At 50.3% G+C, this 18,011-nt stretch carries 13 protein-coding genes and 1 pseudogene; 3 read left to right on the forward strand and 11 right to left on the reverse strand.

Translation table 11 applies throughout. The features are described from left to right. Window positions 1-56: 56 nt before the first annotated feature. Window positions 57-521: pseudogene (locus RDN79_RS14585) on the forward strand (DUF6383 domain-containing protein); the annotation flags it as partial. A gap of 286 nt (window positions 522-807) precedes the next feature. Here the strand turns inward: RDN79_RS14585 and RDN79_RS14590 are convergent. From RDN79_RS14590 to RDN79_RS14620, 7 genes are all read right to left on the reverse strand, one after another. Further along, window positions 808-1,953 (reverse strand): Rid family hydrolase, encoded by a 1,146-nt coding sequence (locus RDN79_RS14590; protein WP_298549765.1) that lies wholly within the window; start codon window positions 1,951-1,953, stop codon window positions 808-810. A gap of 122 nt (window positions 1,954-2,075) precedes the next feature. Then, window positions 2,076-2,786, reverse strand: coding sequence for a hypothetical protein (locus tag RDN79_RS14595; protein ID WP_298549764.1), 711 nt, complete (start codon window positions 2,784-2,786; stop codon window positions 2,076-2,078). Window positions 2,787-2,796: 10 nt separating this feature from the next. Beyond that, window positions 2,797-4,011 carry a porin gene (locus tag RDN79_RS14600; RefSeq protein ID WP_298549763.1) on the reverse strand — a complete coding sequence of 405 codons (1,215 nt, stop codon included), beginning with the start codon at window positions 4,009-4,011 and terminating at the stop codon, window positions 2,797-2,799. Window positions 4,012-4,033: 22 nt separating this feature from the next. Beyond that, window positions 4,034-5,467: a di-heme oxidoredictase family protein gene (locus tag RDN79_RS14605; RefSeq protein ID WP_298549762.1), complete on the reverse strand. Its 1,434-nt coding sequence runs from the start codon at window positions 5,465-5,467 to the stop codon at window positions 4,034-4,036. Between the two features lie 16 nt (window positions 5,468-5,483). After that, window positions 5,484-6,749 (reverse strand): imelysin family protein, encoded by a 1,266-nt coding sequence (locus RDN79_RS14610; protein WP_298549760.1) that lies wholly within the window; start codon window positions 6,747-6,749, stop codon window positions 5,484-5,486. Between the two features lie 35 nt (window positions 6,750-6,784). Further along, the gene (locus RDN79_RS14615) at window positions 6,785-8,125 is read right to left on the reverse strand and encodes a hypothetical protein (RefSeq protein ID WP_298549759.1); all 1,341 of its coding nucleotides are present in this window, start codon (window positions 8,123-8,125) and stop codon (window positions 6,785-6,787) included. A 501-nt stretch (window positions 8,126-8,626) separates the two neighbouring features. Continuing rightward, window positions 8,627-8,923 (reverse strand): DUF4884 domain-containing protein, encoded by a 297-nt coding sequence (locus RDN79_RS14620; RefSeq protein ID WP_298549757.1) that lies wholly within the window; start codon window positions 8,921-8,923, stop codon window positions 8,627-8,629. A 277-nt stretch (window positions 8,924-9,200) separates the two neighbouring features. Between RDN79_RS14620 and ahpC the strand changes: the two genes are divergently transcribed. Further along, window positions 9,201-9,767 (forward strand): alkyl hydroperoxide reductase subunit C, encoded by a 567-nt coding sequence (ahpC, locus tag RDN79_RS14625; RefSeq protein ID WP_298549755.1) that lies wholly within the window; start codon window positions 9,201-9,203, stop codon window positions 9,765-9,767. Between the two features lie 5 nt (window positions 9,768-9,772). Then, window positions 9,773-11,338, forward strand: coding sequence for an alkyl hydroperoxide reductase subunit F (ahpF, locus tag RDN79_RS14630; RefSeq protein ID WP_298549754.1), 1,566 nt, complete (start codon window positions 9,773-9,775; stop codon window positions 11,336-11,338). Between the two features lie 322 nt (window positions 11,339-11,660). On the opposite strand, the gene RDN79_RS14635 is transcribed toward ahpF, so the two are convergent. From RDN79_RS14635 to RDN79_RS14650, 4 genes are all read right to left on the reverse strand, one after another. Further along, window positions 11,661-14,129, reverse strand: coding sequence for a S9 family peptidase (locus RDN79_RS14635; protein ID WP_298549752.1), 2,469 nt, complete (start codon window positions 14,127-14,129; stop codon window positions 11,661-11,663). A gap of 80 nt (window positions 14,130-14,209) precedes the next feature. After that, a complete protein-coding gene (locus tag RDN79_RS14640; RefSeq protein ID WP_298549750.1) occupies window positions 14,210-16,534 on the reverse strand; it encodes a glycoside hydrolase family 20 protein in 2,325 nt (774 codons plus the stop codon). A 37-nt stretch (window positions 16,535-16,571) separates the two neighbouring features. Then, entirely contained in the window at window positions 16,572-16,958 is a 387-nt protein-coding gene (locus RDN79_RS14645) for a Dabb family protein (RefSeq protein ID WP_298549748.1), read from the reverse strand. A 200-nt stretch (window positions 16,959-17,158) separates the two neighbouring features. Further along, complete coding sequence (locus tag RDN79_RS14650; RefSeq protein ID WP_298549746.1) at window positions 17,159-18,010, reverse strand: MBL fold metallo-hydrolase; 852 nt, start codon at window positions 18,008-18,010, stop codon at window positions 17,159-17,161. Window position 18,011: the final 1 nt, after the last annotated feature.

Consider the following 18,011-nt stretch of genomic DNA (forward strand, 5'->3'; position numbering starts at 1 on the left):
CTTTTATTAATTAAATACACAAAAAGTAACCATACAGCAAAAGTGAACAAGACCCCCGTTATGTACATCCTGAAAATGCTAATAATGTAACAGCTGAAGGCAAAGAAAACTCATTCTTGTTCGAATCCAACAACTATGACGGTGAAAACATCGCTCCTGAAAATGCAGCATGGTTGAAGATCCAGAACGGTTGTGTTGTTCTGACAAAAGATCCTTCTGTGTTCTCCAATGCTAAGACCGGTGGCGACGGCGCCCTGATCTTCAACGTTGAAAACAAAGAAAACGACGAGTTGGCTACGGACAACGAAACAATCGCTACATCTGAAGTGACTGTTATCGCCGGTAACGGAAACATCCGGATCGCTGGTGCTGCCGGCAAGAAGGTTGTTATCTCTAACATCTTAGGCCAGACAATTGCCAACACGGTTATCACTTCTGACAATGCTGCAATCGCTGCTCCTCAGGGTGTAGTCGTAGTCGCTGTCGAAGGCGAAGAAGCTGTTAAGGCGATCGTTAAATAATAACGACATATTCATCATAAAGTAGAGATGCGGGTGACCGTATCTCTACTCAGATTGAAATAAAGAATTTATAATCAAAATAATGAATCATGCGTCCGGTCTTTACGACCGTTCAATTACCCCGCGAGGGCGAACAAGTGATACATTAATACTAAAGTAAAAAATAAGAATGCTGCCCGTACTTCTGTGAGGAAGGAGAGCAGACAAAAAACAAGCCCCGGTTGTATTCGTACTGCCGGGGCTTCGTTATTCTTCAATTATAGGAATATCGAAAAACTATTTCTTGTTATAATGCCGCAAACCGTTCCTCCCCTTTTGCAGTCACCGCCGTGCATTCCATTTCGATCAGCCAGCCGGTCCGGCAAACCGGAGCACGGACGATGATATAAGGAAGGGTTGGATGGTGTTCGTCTATATACTGTTTGACGCGTGCATAATCAGCCGTATCGCGGATATAGATTATCGCCTGCATGATATCGTCTAAAGTGGCCTCCGCCTCTTTCAGCAGAGCTTCGATATTCTCGATCATGCGGGAAGCCTGTTTCATGATATCGCCGGCATGCACGATTTCCCCGTACCGATCGATACTGGCCGTGCCGGAGATAAAGATATGGCGGCGGTCGCCGTAGGTGACAGCCGTTCCCCTTTCGAACGTGACGCCATATTCATACGTGCGGTTCAAGTGTTCGGGAGCGTATAGATAGCGGATTTGTTCAGGGCAAATACCGGAAACGGCATATGTGTCCATTGTCACGAACACCATCGGGTCGAAATAGCGGCCCTCGATCCCCGTACTGGCGATGAAATGAGTCTCTTCCGTCAGGTTCTGTGTCGCGAATACCTCTTTGCGGGCTTTTACCACACCCGGATAATTTACGTCTACATTCTGTACGAAGATCCACGTACGCAGGCAGTTGGCTGCCAGTGTGCAATTGGCTTCCGTCAGTTGAAGGATATAATCGCGGAAGATCAGGCGGGTCTGGTATTCCGAATTGGCTGCCCGGTTGCACTGGTTGGCGCCTAAAAATTGGCTGTATGCCCCGTGACGCGCCTCGAACAACCCGCTTGGCAATACCTGTGTCTGCACACCGGTCTGCAACCAGGCCCACAACGCGATCTTCGTCCCGTTCATCGGAGCCTGTTGCACGATTGACAGTGCGCAATAAGGGGAAAGCCGTTCCCGTTCCATCAGTTCATCCGTCTGGTTGGTTACGTCGCTCAGGAAATAACGCCGGAAGATGGCGACCGGATTGCCGGGCAACTCTTCCACCGAACGGGTGTAGGCATCTTGTATATGTTGCAACTGAGCGTGAAAATCCTCCATACAGTCCGTTTGTTGGAAGAAGAGATGGTATTCTGTTATACCTTTGGAAGATTGGAATGAGGAGATTTGCACCTCCGTCGTGCCGTATGTTTTCCTTATCAGGTTCATATCTGTATTATGTTTTGCTATAGGTTGTAAAAATAAAGCTATTTAATTGAAATTTGAAAATTGAGAGTTGAAAATTACTTAATAAAGTAAGGAACGGTATCAGGTACGGAAGTGGCGGATACTTATTCCTTAGCTCCGTTATTGATCCAATCGTCGAGCAACGTCAGGGTGCCGGACGTTGTGATGATGTTGGTATGATCGTATTTGAGAATGTTTTCGTGCAGGATGATGTGCAGGAAACTTTCTTCCGCGCTTCCCGGCTCGACCAGCTTCAGCCCCTTCTCGCTTTTATCGGCTACGACATCGACCAGAGCCTTGTGGCTTTTACCTTCCGTGAGGTACAGCCCAGCAGCCGGTGCCGTGCTTCCTCCGTGGCAAGCCGTACAGGAACGGTTGAAGATTCCGGTCTGGATGCTGTTGAACATGCCGGCATCCAGGTTCCCGGCGTCCAGCCGTATGGTGTCCGCCTGTTCCGTGTAGTCGGCGGTATAAAAGCTGGCGACCCTTTTACGCAGCTTGTCGATGACACAAACTTCGATCTGTGTCACTTCGCCGGGAATACCGGCCAAGACCATGTCTATCGTTCCGTCGGCCGACTGGCTGATCCCTTTTGCCGTTTGTGCGAAAGCATTGTCGGGAGTGAATCCGGCCAGCACGACGCTGTAACCGCCCGGCCAGGAATCGGCCCCGCTGATTCGGGCGGTCAACTTCACCGTTCCTCCCTCCCTTTCCGCTTGGTTGTTTTCATCATATATCTTGCCATCATCGCAGGAGATGGCAAGGCCGGAAAAGAACAACAGTCCGGAGATGAATGAATAAACTTTTCTGTTCATGACGTAAGGGTTAGAATGTGTACTGAAGTAAAACGGTTCCGGAATGCATGGCCAGTCCTAAGTCGTCGTTGTCGCGGTCAAGCTGCGTGTCATGTCCGGTACGTCCGATGAATTGATACATGGCTTGCAGTTTCAGGTTGCAGCCGGTGAAGAAATAGTTGAATCCGACGGCCGGCATATTCAGAAAACCGTTTGTGTCCAATCCATTGCGGTTGAAGAAGTCATAGCGGGCTGTCGCTTGCAATTTGCCGGTGACGAAATAACCGCCTTGCACGTAACCGCCTAAATAGTCATAGCTCTCGTCGATTTTCTGCCGTTTGGTAAAACCGACATTCATATAATAGATTTCAGCGCCGAGGTACAGGCGGTTCTTCAACATGGCGAATTCGGCTCCTGCCCGGAAGTCGTTCGTACTTTCGCTTTCGCTCTCCACATTCAATGAAGTGGAAAGACCGAACAGCATCTTGTCTTCCTTCAAACGGTTCGGACTGCCCTGGTTTGACGGCATGACTCCCTTCGGCATGTAAGTGACGCGGCCGGCATACAGCAATGACGGGATATGCCAGTCGTCGCTGAACGTTTTGGACGCCACATTGACGGAGCTTCCTGTTCCGTTGAAAATCCCCACCTCGTAGCCGAACTTCTCCTTTACCAATCCGTGCACTTCCACTCCGAGGTCAAAACCCATGCCGATATTCGGTGTCACGGCATTAAGGGAATAAGGCAGGATGACGGATGAGGTGAGCGATGCCGGCAATGTCGGCATTAACGTCTCACCCAGCGTAGTCAGGTAAGCGTGCGAGAACGGAGTCTTGAACTTGCCCACACGTATGGCGAAACTCCTCTTCATCTCTACGTCGAACCAAGCCTGCTGCAGGATGTTTCCCCCGCTTCCGGCGGCATTGATGGAGAGGTTGAATGTCACCCGGTCGAATGCCTTGCCCGTGAAACCAAGAATGGCGTAAGGGATCGAGAAACCGCTGTTGTGTATATTGTCCTGATTATAGGCAGGATCCAGTCCTTCATCGTCGTAGTAGTTGATGTTGGCGCTGGTCTGAACCAACATATAAGGTTTGAAAACGAAATCCCCCTTCTTGGTAGCGATCGCAAAACCTTCTTTGCCGTTTAATGAGACGACACCGTTTTCCGTCTCTTCCTCATATTGGGCCCTGACGGCCAACGGCAGGAGTAATAACGCTGCAATTATGATGATCAGTTGTTTCATTTCAGTTTGTCTTATGGATAAATTATAAGGAGTTGAGGAATGCGATCACTGCCTTACGCTCTTCCTTGCTCATTTGTTTGAATAAATTTTTAGAGGCTTCCCCTTCGCCTCCGTGCCACATGATGGCTTCGGTCAGGTTGCGGGCGCGTCCGTCGTGGAGGAAATAGGTATGGCCGTTGACTTTCTCCTGCAATCCGATGCCCCAGAGCGGCGTGGTACGCCATTCGTTTCCTCGTGCCAGGCCGCTGACATAATTGTCGTTCAGCCCGACTCCCATGATTTCCGATCCCATGTCATGCAGCAGGAAATCCGAATAAGGATGAATGGTTTGTCCGCCGAGCCACGGCAAACGCGTACCGTTGAGCAGGGTGGAACCGCCTGCCTGTGTATGCAACGTAGTGACGTGGCAAAGATGGCATTTGGCCTCGTAAAACTTTTGTTCTCCCAAAATGACCACAGGGTCGTTTAGGTTGCGTCGTGCCGGCACGCCGAGACTTTGCATATAGAGGTCCACATCTTCCATATCGGCGGTCGATATGTCGAGCTGGTCGTACGAGAGCCCCATCATACTGCCCTGGTTGATCTGGACCTGCCCTTCGCAAATCTCTTCCGGATAGCGGCTGTTGGTCACACCCATATCGCTTGAGAACCCAAGTTCGACAGTCAGGTCGAGATGCTGTGCCTTGTTGCCGGAAAGGCCGACACCGGTGACGCCTTTCTCGGTGATATAGTTGCAACGTCCGCTGATACCGTATTCCGGATAATGGCTTTTGGCTGCGAGCGCTTCGATTTCCCGGCGGTCGATCGCCATCATCTGTCCCATGCCGACGTGGCGTAGCGGGATGCGTACGGTGCAGAACAGATCTTCCGGGGCGATGCTGTCTTTATACCATTCGGTTATCGTGTAATTGGGTTTGCATAGTTCGTAAGTCTCTCCGTCGGGGAAGGAAAAAGTCTGCTTGTCATATGTGACGGACAACTTGCCTTCCGGTTTGACGCCATAGATGGCCTGGTCATGCAATACCCGCCCGTAGTCACGGAAGAAAGCGCCGTTGCGGCGGGAGATATAGACCAGCATGGAAGAGAAACCGTAGTTGCCCGAACCGCCGTTTTCCCACAATGTCGGTTTGGTCCTTCCTGCATTGCGGTGGCAACTGCCGCAGGAGTAACCGGCATAGACAGGGCCGAGTCCGCCTCCGTCACCGTTGTTGCTGGTGCGTACGTCATCGTAGAGACCGTCGCCGTTGTTGAAACGGATCGAGTTGGCTCCTGTTATCCAGTCGGCGTTCGTGTCATAGGCTACCGATGAGTTCAGGAAAATCGTTGAAGTCCCTGCCGACAGTGCGTATCCGTTCGGGACATCTATTTTATCCATATCCATTTTATCGTCCTCTTCACACGCTGCGCATGCAAAGAGGAGGAATAGCGAGGATGTTAACAGGTAAGATGGCTTCATGTTTTCAAAAGATCGTTTATTTTGCTCCGTCAACAGTGCGGGGTTGTCCGTCTTTGAATAGGAGATATTCCAATGTATGGTAACCACGTACGCTCTGTGCTGTCCCGATGGCTTCATCTTCTTCGTCGAAGTTCCCGCTCCATTCCAGGTCATCCCAATTCTGTGAGTTCAATACCTGTACGATACCGTTCTGATCCAAAGGCCAGCTGTCCATGTTCGGGTCCAGGCCTAAGTTGGCAACCGGGCCGATAAGGAAGGCTTCGCTCTTTTCCCACGGTTCGCGTGCCGCGATCCATACGTTACAGGCCTTCTCGAAGTTGTCGTCGCTTGGGTTTTGCCTGAACTGGTTCACCGCATCCAGCAAAAGTTTGTTTTTTTCCTGTAAGTCTTTATAAGTCGGAAGAACGACCGCGTCGACAAACTGTTCGGCTATTGCATCCAGGTCATCGTCGTATTGAGGATCGCCGAAAGTCCGGTTTACATACGGTTTTACTTCGTTTAACAACAGGTTGGCCAGTTCCATGCAAGTGTTCATGGCGGCAACGGCCTCTTCGCTGTCGATGTTGTTGCGGAAGGGTTGCGGAATAGCCTGGATCGTCTTTGCCGAGGCGAAAATCAGCGTTTTGATTTCTTCGTCGAGATCCGGATTGGCAGAAGCAATCAGCTTTGAAAGCGAGTGTTCTGCAATGTCGCCTTCATCGTCGAAATCCTTGTAAGAGTTGAAAGCGCTCAGATTCCCGTTCACTTTGGACACGTCGTTGTCGTCGATGCGGCCGTAGTATGTGTTACGGATGGAGAAGATGTTGTTCGTATAGTCGTCGCGCGAGTGCCAGCTATACCATGATTCGACGGCGTAAAGGCCGCCTTCCTTGTCACCGCTTGTATATTTGATGTACGGGTCCTTGATCTTGGCGTCACCCACTTCGTTGGCGATGTTCCACATGCCGCTTTCGATCATTTCCTCGATACACGAGAGCGGGCTTTGGTAAGCTCCGGCAGTCTGGTCTTTGAAGATCGTGGCATATGGGCCGTGTGAACCCTGTTCGTCGACATAGTCGGTTACCCAGGAATTGTAGAGTGTGGTCGCATCGTCGTTCAGCAGCATGGCCACGTTGTACATATAGTTGCCCCATGCACTGGCGTTCTCAGAACTGTAATCCAGGCTGACCGGATCTTTTCCGCTACCTTCTGGTTCCGGATCGTTGTTGTCGCTACATGCTCCCATCGAGAATGTCATGGCGAGCGATAGGGCTGCCAGACCGAAATAATTCTTCTTTTTCATTTTGTTGATAAGCTATTAAATTGTTTATGTTGTTTTTATTTGCTGAGGAACCAGCCGATGTAGGCGATAGCCAGGCTGAATTCGTTTTCGCTGTTGTATTTGCCGCCTCCGATTTTGCGTGTCGTGTAGTCCGCTTTCACGACAAGGTTCGGCAGGGCGTACCAGTTGGCGCCGGCCGTCCACATGCTTACTTTGTTGCGTAGATCCATCGTGTGCTTGCCTTCGCCTTTCTCCTGCGGGTTGTAGTATTCGTAGCGGACGAACGGATAGATTACGGGTACGTTCCTATTGTCTTTGCAAACCGCACGCAGGTTGAAGCCTACTTCGCCACCGTAGCTGACCGCGCGTTTGGCGATCGGGGTTGTCTGTGTGTAAGGAGAACCGCCGCTCTGGTGGTTGTTGACGTTGCTGAGGTCGTCGGCTTTGCTCAGGTTGCCGTATATCATGTTTGCGCGTGCGGTGACATATTTGTTTTTATATTGCAGGTCGGCCGTATAAATGCGTAAAGGGATGTTTCCATATTTGACGTAGGTTTCCGGTTTGTCTGAATTGGCTCCCGTATTGTGGCAATAATAGAAGGAACCGCCTATTTTCAATCCCGGTACTCCTAAATAGTTCAGGCGAGCCACGTAGCCCGGCGAGGTGAAGTTGTCTGTTTCGAACAGTCCCTGCTTGCCGCCGGCGACCCATGTGTTGCGGTCGAAACCGTTGGCGTTCAATCCGGCAACGACCAAAGCCCGGTAGTTGAAACGTGTGTAGCCCCGGCCGAACGTACCGAACACTTCGATGCCGTTTTCATGCCAGGTGGAAGGCAGCAGGGTCGTTTCGCCTTCCGGACGGGAAGTTCCGAAGAAATTGATCGGCTCGTGATGCTCGTTGGTCAAACCGACCGGGACGATCAGGTGGCCGGCACGGACATTGAAGGCCGGATGGACAAGACGTGTGATGTGGAATTGTTCCAAAGCGACTTCGCCGCCTTTTTCCACTTCCATTTCGTATTCTCCGTTTTCCGTGTTTTCTATCTCATAGGCACTTCCCGTACCTCCTGCCTCAAATTCTATTTCTGCGCCTAATACCCATTGGGAATTGAATTTGTAATCGAAAGCCAAGACAAAACGGGGGATGGAGATCGAATTGCGGTGGTCTTTCTTGCTTCCGTTGTCCGTACCCCGGAAACGGTTGATGCCATAATCCATAAAGTTCGCGAGGATTTCTCCATATCCGCCGAAGCGGAACTTGTCATAGCCGGCGGCATAAATGTCTGCAGACTGTTTCACTGCGGATTTTCCTGTCGTTGTTTCTTCTTGTTCCTGTGCAAAAGCTGTCACGCAGGAGATTAGTAGAGTGATTGCTAATAAATGAGTTAACCTTTTCATTGCGTTTTTTAATTTTTGGCAAAATTAGAGGGGTTGCGAACGGTGTGCAATCGCAATTAGTAGGTAAAAACGCTCCGAAGTTACCTATTTGTAGGTATTATACTCAAATATCACCTTGAATAGGTAGTAAAGGGCGGTTTTTTACTCACATGCAGGTATTGTAACAGACGGCATGTGCCCTTATCTTTGCAATGTCATTAAGGAAGTAACACTATTAGTATAATCGCTATATCAAAACCTTTTGTTAATTATGTAAGCATATAAGATGATTAACGATATCGGAAAGTTTTTATTGGTTATTTTCGATATAAAAAAGAAGCCTCTCTGTGAAGAAAGGCTTCTTTTTTATCATAAGGCTTCCGCCTTGTTGCCGGTTATGAGTTTTTTCTATCCCACTCTGACAGGAACCCGATCTGCGATTTCATAAATTACGTAATCATTCGGCCTGCGCCGAAATAATCAGTCCCGAAGCCATTCCGAACTTCGTCCTTTACATTTGTTTTAGGTAGGAGGAAAAGATGTGTTTTTTGCACGGCTGATCCGGTTGACTGTGCGGACGCTGTCGCTTTCAACACTGGTGACATCTCCCTCGCAGTTGGTGAAATAGATGTAATGTCCCATATCCATGAAACGATAGACCTTACACCCTTCGTGTTCGAACAGGTATTCGACTCGATAAGTGGAATTGTTTACCGGTTTTTCCCGAGTAAGGGGTATTTGTGTGACGCATGAAGAAAGCCATGTGCTGCAAACGAACGCTAAGCCCGCTGCAAATGTATACAAACTTGCTCTTCTCATTTTCGGACATTTTTAATGTTAATATCCAAAGGTAACGATTAAAGGAACACATGGTAGGATCGAAAGGTATTTTACCTACAATTAGGTATATTTTTATTGTTCCGGAAAACAAAACTTTGCTTCATATTGTCATTATAGACAAGTGTGTTTGCCGATAGAGATCCGTCTATCGGCAGATAAAAATTATCAATTTGAAAAATTCTTTCAATCAGTATCTTACGATTTACCTTTGCAGGGTAATCAAAAAATAGTAGTAACAAATTAAATAGTAAAAATCATGGAACCAATTATCAATTCACAAGTACCCGAATTCAAAGTTCAAGCTTTTCAGAATGGTAATTTCAAGACAGTAAGTAGCGAAGATATCAAGGGCAAATGGGCCATCTTTTTCTTCTATCCTGCCGACTTTACATTCGTATGCCCGACCGAATTGGTCGACATGGCTGACAAGTATGACAAATTTCAGGAAATGGGTGTCGAAGTATATTCTGTAAGTACAGACTCACACTTTGTACACAAGGCATGGCATGATGCTTCCGAAACAATTCGTAAAATCAAATATCCGATGCTGGCAGACCCGACAGGCGTTTTGAGCCGTGCGTTCGGTGTGATGATCGAAGATGAAGGTATGGCTTATCGCGGTACGTTCCTGGTAAATCCCGAAGGAAAGATCAAGATCGCCGAAATCCACGATAACGGTATCGGCCGTAACGCAGACGAATTGCTTCGTAAAGTCGAAGCTGCCCAGTTCGTTGCTTCTCACCCGAACGAAGTTTGTCCTGCAAAATGGAAAAAAGGCGAAGCAACATTGAAACCGAGCATTGACTTGGTAGGTAAGATCTAAAGGTTATGTTAGACTCAGCAATGAAAGACCAGCTTTCGGGGATTTTCTCCGGGCTGGTATCCCAATATGTATTTGATATACAAGTCGCTCCCGGTCATGAAAGCCGCCAGGAGCTGATAGACCTGCTTAGCGATGTGGCCTCTTGCTCGGATCATCTGTCATGCAACATTGCCGATGGCGAAGGTCTTCAATTTACAATAGTAAAAGACGGTATGCCTACCGGTATCCGGTTTCGGGCAGTACCCAACGGACATGAATTTACGTCCCTGCTGTTGGCTATCCTGAATAGTGATGGGAAAGGGAAAAATATACCGGACGAAAGTATCTGTGCCCGTGTCAGAGCGCTGAACGGCCCTATCAAGTTGACGACTTATGTCTCTCTTACTTGTACCAACTGTCCGGATGTGGTGCAGGCACTCAATGTCATGGCTACTCTCAACAACGGGATCACCCATGAAACGGTGGATGGCGCCATCAACCAGAAAGAAGTTGAGGCGATGAAAGTACAGGGAGTCCCTTCTGTTTTTGCCGATGGCAAACTGATCCATGTGGGCCGCAGTGATTTTGGAGAATTGCTTTCCAAACTCGAAGCCCAGTACGGGATTAGTGAAGGGGTTGTTGATAACTCTGTTGAAAAACCTGTTAAGAACTATGATGTGATAGTAGTGGGAGGTGGACCCGCCGGCGCAGCAGCGACTATCTATTCGGCACGTAAAGGCTTGAATGTAGCAGTTATAGCCGATCGTATCGGTGGACAGGTCAAGGAAACGGTCGGCATAGAGAATCTGATCTCTGTTCCGCAGACTACCGGACAGCAGTTGGCGAACGACCTTCTGGCACATATCAACGACTATCCGGTCGATATACTGGAGCATCGCCGTGTGGACAAAGTCGAACTGGACGGACCGGCGAAACTTCTGACCGCTTCTACCGGCGAACGTTTTTCGGCTCCTGCCGTTATTGTGGCGACAGGCGCGAGCTGGCGCAAGTTGAATGTACCGGGCGAAGCGGAATATATCGGAAGAGGAGTGGCTTTTTGCCCTCACTGCGACGGTCCGTTTTATAAAGATAAACACGTTGCGGTTGTCGGTGGTGGAAATTCGGGGATCGAAGCGGCTATAGACTTGGCGGGCATCTGTTCGAAAGTGACGGTCTTGGAATTTATGGATGAACTGAAGGCCGACCAAGTGTTGCAGGAAAAAGTGAAGGGTTTGCCGAATGTGGAAGTATTCCTGCATTCCCAATCTTTGGAAGTGATCGGCAACGGCGATAAGGTGACAGGCCTTCGTGTAAAAGACCGTAAGACGGAGGCGGAGCGGGTGATCGACTTGGACGGTATCTTTGTCCAGATCGGCTTGGCCGCCAACAGTGGCGTGTTCCGTGACGTTGTCGAAACGAATAAACCGGGTGAGATTGTGATCGATACGTATTGCCGGACCAATGTCCCCGGTATCTATGCGGCAGGCGACGTCTCGACCGTCCCCTATAAACAGATCATCATAGCAATGGGAGAAGGGGCAAAAGCGGCTCTGTCTGCTTTTGAAGATCGTATGAGAGGTTTAATCGGTTAATATTTCGTATTTGCTATGAATGAAGGGGGGCATTAATCTGTATATTAGAACACAGATAACACAGAGGAGATGGATTCACACAGATTGATTATAATAAAAACCTGCGGTTATCTGTTGAATCTGTGTCATCTGCGTTCTATTTTTATTTTGACACACCTTCATTGCGTATAAAGTCTTGAAAATGCAAAATAACGTCCACCCTGTTTCTTGCCCCGTTCATCATTTCCCTCGCTCCCGTCCGGTAAGACAGGGGACGGGGGTATAGTATCGGGATCCAAGCCGGTGCAAGTCATGATGGAGGCGGTGCACCAACTTTTCCATTTTACAACGACTTTTCCGGATACATGGCATTCCACCATTCCGGCTGGTCTTTGAGCCATTTGGCGAACCAGGCGTAGATGGTTTTGTTCCATTCGGCACGTTTTTTATAGTCCAGTATCTGGTGGTTCTGTCCTACGACCTGGACGAAAGCGGTCGGTTTGCCTAACAGTTTCAGCGCAGTAAACATCTGGATGCTTTCGCCGATCGGCACGTTGGTATCGACCGTCCCGTGCAGGAAAAGGATCGGGGTGTTGATCTTGTCGGCATTGAACAGCGGGCTTTGCAACGTGTACATATCCCGCGCGTTCCAGGGATAGCTGTTCGCACTTGCCAGGGCACTGTAGGAATATCCCCAGTAGCCTTCGCCCCAATAGCTGGTGATGTCGCTGATCCCGGCATGGGAGATGGCGGCGGCAAAGATATCCGTTTTTGTTTGCAGGTATTGTGTCATGAAACCGCCGTAGGACGCTCCTATGCAACCGATCTTCCGGGCATCGACAAAGTTGTGTTCGGCACAAAACTTCTTTGTCCCTTCGATGATCTCGTCTCCCGTACGCTGACCCCATGCATTCACGTGGCGGGCGGAGAACTCCTGTCCGAAGCCGGTTGCCCCGCTGGGCTGGATGATATAGACGATGTAGCCCAATGCCGCATACACGTGCGAGGGATACCGGTTTTCGAGCGAACGTTCCGTCGGGCTGGTTCCCCCGTAGTAATTCACGATCAGCGGGTATTTCTTGTTGGGATCGAAATGGGGCGGCAGATAATAGCGTCCGTAGATCGTATCACCGGCAGCCGCCTGGAAATTCCAGTCGTGCACTTCGCCGAGGGCGATATCCTTCAAGATGCCGGCAGAAAGGTCTTTCAGGCAAACAGAGGTATTCTTTTTCAGGTTGACGGAATAGAGGCGTTGCGAGTTGGAGGCGCTTTCGCCGAAGTAGACCAGTTCGGGAGTTGTTTCGGCAATCGTGAAATCCGAGAGGATGTCTTCTTTCAGCGGGATGGGGCTGATCTTCCCGGTTGCCGGATTCAGGACGTACAGGCGTACGCAATCCTTATCTTCTCCCTGTAGATAGATTTGTTTATCGCTTTTGTTCCAAACGAAGTTTTGAACCGAAGGATCGAAGTCTTTGGTGACAGGAGTCACCTGTTTACTTGCCGGATCGTAGAGGAAGAGTTGCCCGTCGCTCATGTTGGAAGTCTGTCCCGGTGCGATCTTCAAGCCTGTTTTGTCAAAAGCTTCGCCGGAGGCGGCTATAGCCAGCATCTTGCCGTCGGGTGAGAATTGGGCGTAGTTGACGAACGGGTCTTTCAGAAGGAGTTCCGTTTCCAATGTTTGCAGGTCCATCCGATAGAGCAAAGTAGTCGAAAACGGACGTCTCGTCAGCTCCCGTTCGCTGCAAGTGAAGAGCAGGTAGCGGCCGTCGTCGGAAATGTCGTTGACGGAAGTCGAAGTATGTCCGTAAGTAAGGCGTTGGAACACTCCGGTTGCCAGGTCGTACTTATGGATGAACGAACGGGTTCGCCATCCCGGCTGACGGTCGTCAGGCACAAGGATTTCCTGAAGGTCTTCTCCTTTCTTCGGCCCCTCTTCAGTGACGTTGAACAACAGGAAATCCTCTGTCGGAGCAAAGCTGAACCAGCCGTCGGGAAGGTTGCGGGCAAGGACTGTCTCTGCCCGGGTTGCAGGGTCGATCGTGACAAGCTCCTTTCCCTGCATGCCTTTGCGGGTATAATAAAGGCGATTGCTGCAGGGCATCCAGCTGTAATGATTGCTGCCGCTTTCCATTAAAACCTGCCCTGTGGCCCGGTCGGTCACTTGCTGGAACGATTCGGTGTCGCCACCGGGATAAGTCGTCTGGTAGGCGGTCAACAGGTATTTGCCGTTGGGGGAAAGGCTGACGGAGCGGAAGCGTGTGCCATCGAAGACATCGTTCAAGGTGTAGCGTTTCTCCGGATCGGTTGTCGCTGTGACAACGGCTTTACCGTCTGTCTTAAAGAGGGCTTTTGGAGTATGATTCGTTTCGCCTGAGGCAGTGAGATATTTGATTACAACTTCGTAGCGGCGGGGTTCGAGCGTAAGCTTGAGTTCGCCGTTGGCGGGTGCTTGTTTCTCGTTGTCGATATACACCTCGTAATGTTCCGGCCCGCTGATCAGAAGGCTACCGTCCGTATAGCGGTCGCTGTTCAGATAAAAGGAGGCGAGGCTGACGGAGTAGTTTTTGCTTTGTCCGGCCGGAGTTGCGGCATCCAGCGTCCGGTTGCTTTCCCGGACGTTGTTGAAGGGGATGGCGGTTTTTAATCGCTCGGCATCTGTGAATTTCTTACTGTTCACGTCAAGGCTGTCGACGATGAACGGCCCTTTTATCTCATAAGGGCCTGCATACCTGAACTGCTTAACCGGCACTTCTTCGGCAAAAAGGTTGCAACAGATGCAAAGGGCGGAAAGGATAAGTATGTTTCTTTTCATGGGGAAATGTGTTAGAATAGCAAAACTTCTTTATGTTTTTTAGGCACGGATTTCCGTGTAATCCGTGCCTAAATTTCTACTTATTGCAGATTGATCTCGTCCACAAACAAGAACGCCGGATTACCCGCACCTCCGTGCCATGCCGGAAGTTTGTCGCTCTTGATGATGACTTCGACGTAGCGGGCTTTTACCGGGCCGAAGGAGATTTCCTGCGGGTAAAGGCCGTCTTTGTCGTCTTTGCCTAAAGACGGGATAACCTTGGAAGCTACCTCCTTGAAGTTCTGTCCGTCGTCCGAGACCTTTACGGTAACGCCTGCCGCTCCCATGATCCAGTCCCCTTTCACAACATTCGTGTTGAAGGACACTTTGCTGAACTCGGTCGGTTCTTTCAGGTCGATAACGGCATCCAAGTCCTTGCCCTGGAAGCCGAGCCAGCGTCCGGTCTTGTAGTTGTCGTTGCCGCTCAGGCCGTCGGTCAGTTCCGGGCCGCCGTTGAAGTCATATCCTCTGCTGGGAGCCACCTTCAATGTGACCGGCTTGGCTGTCGCCTTGTTGAAGTCGATCTTTTCAGAGAAGATACGGCTGTTTCCGGTCGGGCGGACAGCCACGGCTTTCACTTCTGCATTTTGCTTGATGCGGAGAGGGGCTTCGTATTTCGGGCTGGTTGCCGTCGGTTCGCTGCCGTCGAGCGTATAATGGATATCGGCGTTGCCTTCGGTTTCGAGCGTCACGACGATTTCGCCTTTGTCACCGTCGGTAGCGAAGGAGGCGCGGATGTCGAAGATATGTTTGGCGTAGTTGTAGCCCAAACGGTCGTAGAGTTCGGTCATGCGGACCAAACGCGGCAGGAACGCCTTGAAATCTTTCGGAGCGTCGGTCCATTGTATTTCAGCCAATGCATCCATACGCGGCAATACCATATATTCGACCTGGCTGAATGTCGGGATATATTCTGTCCAAAGGTTCGCCTGCACGCCGGTTACATATTTCCGGTACTCTTCCGGAATTCCGGCAGTCGGTTCGAACGAATAGACGCGTTCCAACGGCAGATAGCCGCCGATGGCAAGCGGATCGTGTTCCGTGTCGGTAGACTGGTAATAGTCGAAATAGAGGTAAGAGTTGGGCGTCATGATCACATTATGTTTCTGCTTGGCAGCCTCGATGCCGCCGTCTACGCCGCGCCAGCTCATCACCGTCGCGTTCGGAGCCAGGCCACCTTCCAGGATCTCGTCCCAGCCGATGATATGGCGGCCTTTGCTTTCGACGAATTTCTCCATGCGTGAGATGACATAGCTTTGCAGGTATTCTTCGGCACTGTGCTTGCTGTCCGCCTTGATGCCTTCCGCCTTGATACGCGCCTGGCACTTCGGGCAACTCTTCCAACGCACTTTCGGGCATTCGTCCCCTCCTACGTGTATATATTCGGACGGGAAGAGGTCGATCACCTCGCCGAGCACGTCTTCGAGGAAGGTCATGGCCTTTTCATTGCCGGCACAGATCACATCGTCCGATACGCCCCACTGGGTCCATACTTCATACGGTCCGCCCGTGCAACCCAATTCCGGGTAGGTCGTGATGGCTGCCAACTGGTGTCCCGGAAGGTCTATTTCGGGGATGATCGTAATGAATCGTTCTTGGGCGTAAGCGATCACGTCGCGGATTTCATCTTGCGTATAGAACATGCCTTCGCCATACGGTTTGCCGTCATATTGGCCGGAGTTACGGCCGATGACGGTTTCCTTGCGTTGCGCCCCGATCTTGGTCAGTTCCGGATATTTCTTGATCTCGATGCGCCACCCCTGGTCGTCCGTCAGATGCCAGTGGAAACGGTTCATGTTGTGCAAGGCAAGAATATCGATAAACTTCTTGACCGAATCAACCGGGAAGAAGTGCCGGGAGACGTCTAAGTGCATACCGCGGTACGGAAAACGCGGATAGTCGTTGATACTGGCCGCCGGAAGTTCGATGTCCATCCCTTCGGCCACGGCGGGGATAGACTTGCGCAAGGTCTGCACGCCATAGAATATGCCGGCGTTGGATGCTCCGGCGATCTCGATGCCGTTCTCGCTGACCAGCAGGCGGTAGCCTTCCGGGTTCCGGATGTCGGAAGCGATCGACAGATGAATGCCTTTGTCCGCATTCCCGGCAATCACTTTCGGTTCATATCCCGTAGCCTCTTTGACATAGGAGGCAAGGAAACGGGCGGTCTGTTCCATTTCCGCATCACCTTCCTGATAAGAGATCGGGGTAGACGGTTTCAACAGGAACGGGGCGCTACCTTGTGTCACCACTTCTTGAGGAAGCGGGATAATGGCATAGTCTCCTTGTGCTTTTTTTCCTCCCGAACAAGCCACGGCTCCGGCCAGGGTTGTCAGGATACATGCATACTTTGTTAGTTTGTTCATGCGTTTAAAATGTTATAAGTGAGAAAAATAATAATTCTTATTTGGTCCAGTAGTCCACGACGGTGACGGCAGATGCCTTGTCTCCTAATACTTTCCCGAAAGCCTTATGCACCGGATGGATCAGGTAGGCGTCTCGGTCGGCATCCGAATGGAAAGTCAGGAAGAAACAGTGCGTCAATCCCTGTTGCAACCCTTCGGGACTGCAATCCGTTCCCCATTCGTACCCTTTGATCAGGTCTATCTGGGAAGGAAGTGCGCAGAAAGCATCTTCGACTTCCTTGATCTGTTGGGTGGAAACTTCGGGTTTGAAACCGAACATGACGACGTGGCGAAGCACTTTCTCCTGTTTGGGAGCATGGCAGCAACAAAGCATCAGGGCCGAGAATGCCACGATGGTCAGTGAAGCGAAGATTGTCTTTTTCATGATGATCAGGATTAATTTATGATTATATAAGGACAAAGATAAAGATAAATAGCAGACTTCCCTACCATACGACAGGCTTTTTCTTTCATCCGGCAGTTATCTTGTTTTAGTTTCATGCAAGGGAAACTTTTGTTTCCTGCCGATGAAACTTTTGTTTCACTTGCATGAAAATAAATTTTCCCGCAAGTGAAAATTTATTTTCACCCCATGGAAAAAAGTGAAACTTTTTGATCGGCCTTGAAAAAGTCGTTCACCTTTTTCACGGTAGTGCACCGGGTATAGGCATCGTGACAGTAGATGATCGCCTGCTTCTCTGCGGCCGCCTCTTCCAGCATCCGTAGTTTTTCGTTGTAGGAAACGACAGGATAGGTGTCGTATGCCGAGATCCAGAGAGGCGAAACGCTTGCCGCCAACGGGATGACGTCGCCTGCGAAGACATAAGTGCGCTCAGGCGTCGTGATGTAAGGTGCGATTTGTCCCGGCGTATGCCCGTCGAACAGCCGCAGGTCGATGCCGGGGCAGAGATCCGTGTCTCCTTCGATAAGGCGGAGCTTGCCGCTGTCGTAGGCGGCTTGCATGTTCTCGATGAAATAGGAGTCGGCTTCGAGCGCGTTCGGGTGAAGGAAATTCTCCCATTGTGCACGGCTTACCCAGTGGGTGGCGTTCGGGAAAGTCATTCTATAGGAAGGCTTTCCATCCGGTCGTTCTTCTTTTTGTGTCGTATATCCGCAATGGTCGAAGTGGAGGTGCGTGAGTATGACATCCGTAACCTCCTCACAGGCAACGCCCCGCCTTTGGAGTTCTTCCCTCAGGTCGATCAGGTCGAAGAAGTTGTAATAGCCGAGTTGTTTCAGGTGTTTGTCGCCCGCCCCGTTGTCGACGAGTACGATCTTCCCGCTTCCGTCACGAACCAACATGCTGCGCATGGCCAAGATGCATCCGTTTTGATCATCGCTTGGATAACGGCGGTTCCAGGCGGTCTTGGGGATCGCGCCGAACATGGCGCCTCCGTCCGCATGGAAAAAGCCGGTGTCTATAAGTTGAATATCCATG

This window comes from uncultured Parabacteroides sp. (assembly GCF_902493135.1).
GTDB lineage: Bacteria > Bacteroidota > Bacteroidia > Bacteroidales > Tannerellaceae > Parabacteroides.